A 7,635-nucleotide genomic window follows, 5' to 3' on the forward strand; every position below is an offset into this window, starting at 1 on the left:
CCGCATGCCTCAATTCCTCGTCGTGGGTGCTGGCGCCGCGCTCGGTGCGGCTGCCAGATACTTGCTTTCCGTAGCACTCGGCGGCGGCATGATCCCGCTGCTCATCATCAATATCCTTGGCAGCGCGCTCATGGGCTACTTCCGCCCCAGCCCATTCTGGGGCACGGGCGTGCTGGGCGGTTTCACTAGCTTCGCTACCTTCGCTTTCCTCACCTCCGAGGCGCAGTGGTCCACCGCCCTAGCCTATGTCCTAGCCACCATCGTTGGCTGCGTGGGCGGCTACCTGGCGGGTGACAAGCTGCGATGAATCTTCTTTGCGTCCTTCTCGGCGGCTTCATAGGCGGCAGCCTCCGCTATGGTTTTACCCGGCTTTTACCCGCCCCCTACTGCACCTTCGTGGCGAATATTTTGGGTTCCCTCACCCTCGGCCTGGCTTATGGTTTCGCCCAGCTTGCCGACGCCCCCCTCATCCACTCCTTCCTCGCCCTCGGCCTTGCAGGTGGCCTGTCCACCTGGTCCACGCTGGCCAAGGAACTAGGAGAAATGATCAAACGCAAACAATGGTGGCGGCTGAGCAAGTATCTCTTCTGGACCATCGGGCTCGGCATCGTTTTAGCCTGGCGCGGCACCATCTGGGCGGCCCGCATTTATCACGGGATTTAAGCGGCAAACTCCCAGCCAACTAGCAGTTACTTTTGGTCCGCTCGAGCCTAATATTTTTCGCGTGAGTTTCCTTTTGAATCTGCCTTTGGCGGATCCCATCAATGGCGTGATCTTTTACGCCATCCTCGCGATTGCGGCCATCATCATTCTCCTCCAACGCAAGGTGTGGCCACTGGTCATCGCCGCCTTGCTGTGCATTATTGCTTGGTTCCTACTCCGTCACTGGCAAGTACCGTGGTACATCTTCCTCGCCGCCTTCGTCCCCGTGGCGGCGCTGGTACGCAAACCTAAGATTGTCACGGTCACCGTCGGAATCTTTTCCCTTTTGGCCACGGTCGGCATCGTCAACATGGAATACCAAACCTATCCAGATATTGCGTCCCTTGACCCGCGCCCTGTGGCAAAGGAAATGAGCTACGAAGAGTTTTCCCACACCAAGTCTGGTGCAGCCATCGTCCATGTGGATCTTCCCGGCACCACCTCCCATTTCGCCGCTCGGCAAGCCACGGCGTATATTCCGCCGGCATACTGGACGGACCACACCTTGCCTGTCATCGTGCTCCTGCACGGCAACCCGGGCGGCCCAGATCAGTGGTTCGGTTCGGGCGAGGCGGCCGAAACTGCAGACCAATTCCAGGCGGCTAACGGGGGCCGCAGCCCCATCGTCATAGCCGTGGACGCCACCGGCTCTGAAACCGCCAACCCCATTTGCGCCGATAGCTCCCAGGCTAAGGTAATGACCTACCTCAGCCAGGACGTACCACAGGCCATTAAACAAAAATTCAAAGTTAACCCGGATCAGCGCACCTGGACGGTGGGCGGATTAAGCTACGGCGGCACCTGCTCCCTACAGATCGCCACCAACCGCCCCGAAGCCTATGGTTCCATCATCGACATTTCCGGCGATGCTGAGCCCACCATTGGCAACCACGCGGCGACGGTGAAGAAATTCTTCGCCGGGGACGAATCCGCCTTCAATGACCAAGACCCCGCCCACCTGCTCGCCCACAAGCACTTCTCTACCCAGGCCATCTTCATCGCTGGCGATAAGGACACTGCTTCGGTCAATGCTTTGCGCTCGCTTTCCGATGCCGCCCGCGCTGCCGGCATGAAAACCTACTTTGGCACCCGACCCGGCGGCCACTCCTTTCAGGTGTGGCGCCCAGCCCTGCGCGAATCTTTCGCTTGGGCCGCTAGCCGCGGTGGAATGACCGCTATCAAGGATCCCTTCGATGGAATTGGAGCCCACGATGTCCGTTCTTAAAACCATCCTGACCAGCTTTCCCGTTTCCCTAGCCGTCTTAGTCATTATGTGGGCGCTTCACCTAGTGGACTTCCCCACCTCCCACTGGCTGGCGCTGACTACCGCGCATCCCGGCGGCGCCATCATCTTGTCCGTGCTCATCGTGCTCTGGCTCGTTCCCGCTGAATGGCGCTTAGGTTCCTTGCGCACATTGGCGGTAGGAGTTGTCTCCCAGCTCATCAGCGTCCCGCTGTCCATCGTGCTCGCCCGCGGCATTGAGACCGTAGGCCTAAATCGATGGGGCAATGACTTATTGAGCGATACCTTCCTCACCCCTATCGGCTTTATCGCCGGTGCCGCTGGTTTTGCTTCGGCTTTACTCCCCCGCCTCTGGCGTCGCCGACTGCGCGTTTCGCTTATCGTGCTTACCGCCACTTTTGTGCTCTATTCCGGCACCATGTCAGATGTTCTCGGCATCGTCGCCGCCATGCTTTCTATTACGGCTGGCCAATTGCTCTTTAAGCCCGAATCCGCGCCGCCTTCCATCAGGGAGCGTCGCGTGCTCCTCGCCGTCGGTATCGCCTGCGTAGCCATTGGCCCCGCCTTCGTGGCACTCGACCCCATGGCCGAAGGTCCGTTCTCCCAAATCACACAGCTCCTGTGGGCACCACACCTTTCGGCTCTGGAGGCCACTCAAGTCTGCGCAGATTCGCTAACTTCTACCAGCTGTACCGCCGCAGTCGATCTCGCCCGTGCCCAAGGCATCGGCGCCTTGGTAGCCAATATCATGCCGTTTATCATCCAGCTGGTGGTGTGTTTTGGTCTCATGCGGGGCCGCGTGCTCGCTTGGTGGATGGCGGTTATCACCCAAGTACTGGCCATCGCATTGCTGACCTACCAGCTTTGGGACGATGCCCGCCTGAGCTACCTCCTGCCCAACCTCGTGCTCGTCATCCTTCCCTGGCTCTTGGCACTGTTCATGCTGATTATCAATCGTTCGCTCTTCCGGATCCGCGAAAACCGCGCATTTTTCACCCGCACTATTGTCTTCGCTATCCTTGCCTCTACCCTCGGCGCGGGCTTGTGGATCCTTACGGCCTCGTTGCACAACACCGTTCCCCCAGCGAATCTTTCCGACATCCTCGCAGAGACTCCCTTGCGCTTCGTTCCGGCCGTTGTTGCGCTTATCCTTCCCCACCACGTCGCGCCGGCAACGATGTTTTCCTGGTTCATCTACCTATGGGTTGGAAACGCCTTCTGGATCCTGCTGGCAGTCCGGCTCTACCTTGGCTTTTCTCGGCCCGTTGATCCTGCACAAGAATCCGACCGCGACTCGGCCCGCCACCTGCTCGAATCCGGCACCGGCGATCATCTTTCCTTCATGACGCTGTGGAAATCCAACCGGTACTTCTTCCACGGTGACTCCTATGTGGCCTACCGTGTCTCCAATGGCATCGCGCTTACGCTGGGCGCCCCCGTCGGCCACGATATCAGCGCCGAATTCGAGCGCTTTGCCTCCGAACAAGGCTGGGCCGTGGCGTGGTACTCCGTCAACGCACAGTTCGCGGATGCTCACCCGCAGCTCAAGCGCCTTCAAGTTGCAGAAGAAGCAGTCCTCAACTGCGAATCCGTGGAATTCAAAGGAAAGAAATTCCAAAATGTGCGCACGGCCCGAAACAAAGCCGAGAAGGAAGGTGTTAGCACTCGGTGGACCACGTGGGAGGAGCTAGATATTGCCTCTACCGCCCGCATTAGCGCACTCAGCGAGGACTGGGTTTCCGACAAGGCCCTACCCGAGATGGGCTTTACCCTCGGCGGCTTAGAAGAAATGATGGTGACCGGCACCCGGCTTTTGCTCGCTGAGTCCGCCGATGGCACTTTGCATGGTGTAACCAGTTGGATGCCGGTATACGAAAACGGAGCTATTGCCGGCTACGTTCTCGACGTCATGCGCCGCAACGAGCACGGCTTTAAGGGAGTAATTGAGCTCCTCATCTCAGAGGCTATGCTCATTGCCCAGTCCGAAGGCCTTGCCTGGATCTCCTTGTCCGGTGCGCCATTGGCTGGACAGCCTGACGAGCCTAACTGGCTCGACGTCGCCCTCAATCGCATTGGGGAAGAAGTCGAACCGCTCTACGGCTTCCGCACCCTCGCGGCCAGCAAGCGCAAATTTCAACCCGAGGAGCACCCGTGGTACCTGTGCTATCACGATGAATTGAAGCTTCCTTCCATCGCGCTGGCCACCATGCACGCCTACCTGCCCGATATGAAGACCAAGGATGCGGTATCGGCAGTCAAGGCATGGATGGCCGCGTAAAAGCATTAAGGCCTCCCCTCAACGTGTGATGAGGGGAGGCCTTAGACTAGGCAGCTAGTCGGCGATTGCTTCCAATGGCGGCGTCTTCGCCGCGCGGTGCGACGGCCATACTGCCGCGATAATGCCGACGAGGGCCGAGCCCACAAGCATAATGAGCACCATCGCCCACGGAATCTGCGCAGAGTCTAGTCCCTCATCGCCGAGGATCTTGATGAAGGACCAGCCCAAGCCGAGCCCAATGAGGATGCCCATCACCGCGCCAAAGAGCGCGATCTGCACGGACTCCAGGGTAATCATCGTGCGGATCTGGCGGCGTTGTGTGCCCACAGCCCGCAACATACCGATCTCCTGGCGGCGCTCGATTACGCCCAAGGTCAAGGTATTGACAATGCCCAACACCGCAATAATGACGGCAAGGGCGAGCAGACCATAAAGGATGGAGAGCATCTGGTCAATAAAGCCTGCAGCTTGGCCCGCATACTCCTCACCGGAATTGACCTGAACCACAACCAGATCCTTGACCGCATCCTCCAGGTTATGGCGCAGTTCTTCCTTGTCATAGCCTTCTTGGCCCAAGACGCCCACCATCTGGACGGTAAAGGACTTCTCCGGTGCAACCTTTTCAGCTACCTCCTGCGAGAGCACCATATTCTGCACCACATCGGTGGACTTAAAGATGCCGACCAATTTGGCCTCGGCCTTCTTGTCCTTTTCCGCAGAAGCTACCTTATAGGTCTCTCCTACCTTCCAGCCGTGTTCCTTGGCAAAGTCTTCGGTAGCAATGAATCCCTTATCCAAGTTGGCATCGCCCTCGACCATGTCGAGAGCAATCATCGACGATGGATCACCATCCGCAGTCATGGTCTGCTGGAATTGCGGACCATAATCCATCGATGCCTGACCATCAACGGTCACCGGAGCCATACCGATGGTGATGGCCTTATCTACGCCCTCAGCCTCAGCCGCACGCTTACCTGTGTCCTTCGGTGTTGGGAATTCACCGGAGCTAGGGCCAGAAAGGAGATAATCGGAGGTGATGTTCTGCTCCACGGTATCGGCCACGGAGGACTTCATCGTCGCGCCAAGCATGCCAATAGCCGTCACCAAGGCCACGCCTAGGGTCAGGGCAAATGCAGTAGCTGCCGTGCGGCGTGGATTGCGACGAGAGTTCGTCGCCGCCAAAGAACCGATAGCACCGAAAGGCGCACCGATTACCTTGCCTACTGTCGGTACCAAAGGCAGCGACAAGGCCGGGCCAGCCAAGAAGAAACCGACAATGACCCCGAACGCGCCCACACCGACGAGGACGGCGCGGACGTTCGTCTCGCCGTCGGAAAGCACGCCTGCCAACGCCGCAACAATGCCAACCAGCAAAATAATGGCACCAAAAATCGTGCGGACCTTCAGGGACGTTGCAGAAGCAGACTCGGTGGTGCGCATCGCTTCAACCGGCTGCACGCGACCTGCGCGCCGTGCCGGGGCCCACGCGGATACGACCGTCACGATGGTGCCCAAAATAATCGGGACCACGATGGCCGAAACGCTCAGGCCCAAGCCACCGTCGAACGGCATTCCTTTCGCGCTCATTACTGCCTTAATGATGGCCACCAAGCCCATACCGGCAACGACGCCAACAATAGAACCCAGAAGTCCCACGATGGCAGATTCCACTACCACCGAGTTCGTAATCTGGCGGCGGGAAGCACCCAGCGCACGCAGAAGTGCGAATTCCTTGGTGCGCTGGGCGACAATCATGGAGAAGGTATTAGCGATGATAAACGTGCCCACCAGCAGCGCAATCAAGCCGAATGCAATGAGGAAATAGTTAATGAACTTCAAGGCGGAGGACATCATCTCAGAGGTTTCCTCCGCCAGGCGCTCGCCCGACTCCGCCTTGACGTCATATTTGTCATTTAGGTGATCCACCAAGGCGTTCGCATCCACGCCTTCGGCCGCAGAAACCTTGAGCTGGCTCGGATCGCCGTAGCGCTCCAGGTAGTCCTTCTCGGCCATGCTCAGCACGATGCTATCGCCCTGGTCGACGGCGGGCTCCGAGATACCAGAAACGGTAACCGTATCCTGCTCATCGGGGTGAACCACAATGAGCTTTTGTCCCACGGAGATTCCGTATTTATCCGCCGCGGAGGAATTGACAAGGACTTCGTCCTTACCGCTCGGCTCCTCGCCCTCCTTCAGCTTATCGGCACCGCCAACGACCTTATCCTCTGGATAAAACGGGACAACGCTAGCCGTACCGCCCTGAGTCTGATAGGCCTCCGAGTTCTCATTGGCTGCGACGACAGTCTCCGAATCCGCAATATTGATGTTCTTGACATCTTCATCATCGGCCAACTTCTGGCGAAGCTTTTCATCCAGCTTCGCGCCATTGTCGTCCTTCTGGCTCACCACCGCATCCACGCCACGAAATTCATTATCCACGGCGGAGTCAAAAGTAGACTTCAGCGAATTGGTGAACATAAACGAGCCGGCAATAAACGCCGTGCCCAAGACCACCGCGAGAATTGTCAGCCCAAGGCGCAACTTATGCGCCACGATATTGCGCAGGGACACCCTGCGCATTGCATTTCCGCGTGCCATTTAGCCCTCAATCTCCGCCATTACCTGGTGAATGGCCTCCATCGTCGGATTGTGCAACTCGTTGACAAGCTTGCCGTCAGCAAGGAAAACCACTCGGTCCGCGTACGACGCTGCCTTCGCATCGTGCGTCACGATGACCACGGTTTGGTCATCCTTGTCCACTGCCGTGCGCAAAATATCGAGCACCTCGGCCGAAGAATTGGAGTCCAGGTTGCCGGTTGGCTCATCGCCGAAGATAATTTCCGGACGGGAAACCAGCGCGCGGGCACAGGCCACGCGCTGCTGCTGGCCGCCTGATAGCTCAGCCGGTCGGTGCTCCAAGCGCTCTGCCAAGCCTAGACGGCGAGTTACCTCTTCGAACCACTGCTTATCGACGTCCTTACCCGCAATGTCGGTCGGCAACGTGATGTTTTCCGCGGCAGTCAGCGTAGGAACAAGGTTAAAGGACTGGAAGATAAAGCCCAGCCGATCACGGCGCAGCGCCGTAATGTCCTTGTCGTTGAGCGCCGACATATCGGTATCGCCGATAAACGCCGAGCCGGAAGTCGCGGAATCCAAACCAGCCATCGTGTGCATTAGCGTCGACTTACCGGAGCCCGATGGACCCATGATCGCAGTGAATTCGTTCTTGCCGAATTCAATGGATACATGATCCAGGGCCACAACGGCTGTGTCGTCGCTTCCGTATTGCTTGAACAAGTCAACGGCGCGAGCCGCAGCATCAGTCATGAGACAAATTCTCCTTGTAAATGGGAAATTACCTCTTATAGTTTAGCTACCATGAACGACGGCAAGCATCATCCCAGAGGAGGAA

Annotated in this window: 6 protein-coding genes; 4 read left to right on the forward strand and 2 right to left on the reverse strand. The window is 58.1% G+C overall.

Annotated elements, in window-relative coordinates; all coding sequences use genetic code 11:
* Positions 1-4: 4 nt before the first annotated feature.
* From ACLI1L_RS10610 to ACLI1L_RS10625, 4 genes are all read left to right on the forward strand, one after another.
* On the forward strand, positions 5-307 hold the full coding sequence (locus ACLI1L_RS10610) for a fluoride efflux transporter family protein (protein ID WP_411707515.1): 303 nt from the start codon (positions 5-7) through the stop codon (positions 305-307).
* A complete protein-coding gene (locus ACLI1L_RS10615) occupies positions 304-663 on the forward strand; it encodes a FluC/FEX family fluoride channel (protein ID WP_411707516.1) in 360 nt (119 codons plus the stop codon). Before ACLI1L_RS10610 ends, ACLI1L_RS10615 begins: the two co-directional genes overlap by 4 nt.
* A gap of 61 nt (positions 664-724) precedes the next feature.
* On the forward strand, positions 725-1,927 hold the full coding sequence (locus ACLI1L_RS10620) for an alpha/beta hydrolase (protein WP_411707517.1): 1,203 nt from the start codon (positions 725-727) through the stop codon (positions 1,925-1,927).
* Positions 1,896-4,223 carry a bifunctional lysylphosphatidylglycerol flippase/synthetase MprF gene (locus ACLI1L_RS10625; protein ID WP_411707518.1) on the forward strand — a complete coding sequence of 776 codons (2,328 nt, stop codon included), beginning with the start codon at positions 1,896-1,898 and terminating at the stop codon, positions 4,221-4,223. Before ACLI1L_RS10620 ends, ACLI1L_RS10625 begins: the two co-directional genes overlap by 32 nt.
* Positions 4,224-4,277: 54 nt before the next feature.
* On the opposite strand, the gene ACLI1L_RS10630 is transcribed toward ACLI1L_RS10625, so the two are convergent.
* Both ACLI1L_RS10630 and ACLI1L_RS10635 read right to left on the reverse strand, forming a co-directional pair.
* Positions 4,278-6,821 carry an ABC transporter permease gene (locus ACLI1L_RS10630; protein WP_086588412.1) on the reverse strand — a complete coding sequence of 848 codons (2,544 nt, stop codon included), beginning with the start codon at positions 6,819-6,821 and terminating at the stop codon, positions 4,278-4,280.
* Positions 6,822-7,550, reverse strand: coding sequence for an ABC transporter ATP-binding protein (locus ACLI1L_RS10635; RefSeq protein WP_200288678.1), 729 nt, complete (start codon positions 7,548-7,550; stop codon positions 6,822-6,824).
* Between the last annotated feature and the right edge of the window lie 85 nt (positions 7,551-7,635).

This window comes from Corynebacterium sp. LaCa117 (assembly GCF_046717765.1).
Lineage (GTDB): Bacteria > Actinomycetota > Actinomycetes > Mycobacteriales > Mycobacteriaceae > Corynebacterium > Corynebacterium kefirresidentii.

Bases quoted from the DNA above. Each gene is read 5' to 3' on its own strand.
- ACLI1L_RS10615 (WP_411707516.1), top strand. From the start codon at position 304: ATGAATCTTCTTTGCGTCCTTCTCGGCGGCTTCATAGGCGGCAGCCTC.
- ACLI1L_RS10635 (WP_200288678.1), bottom strand. From the start codon at position 7,550: ATGACTGATGCTGCGGCTCGCGCCGTTGACTTGTTCAAGCAATACGGA.
- ACLI1L_RS10625 (WP_411707518.1), top strand. From the start codon at position 1,896: ATGGAATTGGAGCCCACGATGTCCGTTCTTAAAACCATCCTGACCAGC.
- ACLI1L_RS10610 (WP_411707515.1), top strand. From the start codon at position 5: ATGCCTCAATTCCTCGTCGTGGGTGCTGGCGCCGCGCTCGGTGCGGCT.
- ACLI1L_RS10630 (WP_086588412.1), bottom strand. From the start codon at position 6,821: ATGGCACGCGGAAATGCAATGCGCAGGGTGTCCCTGCGCAATATCGTG.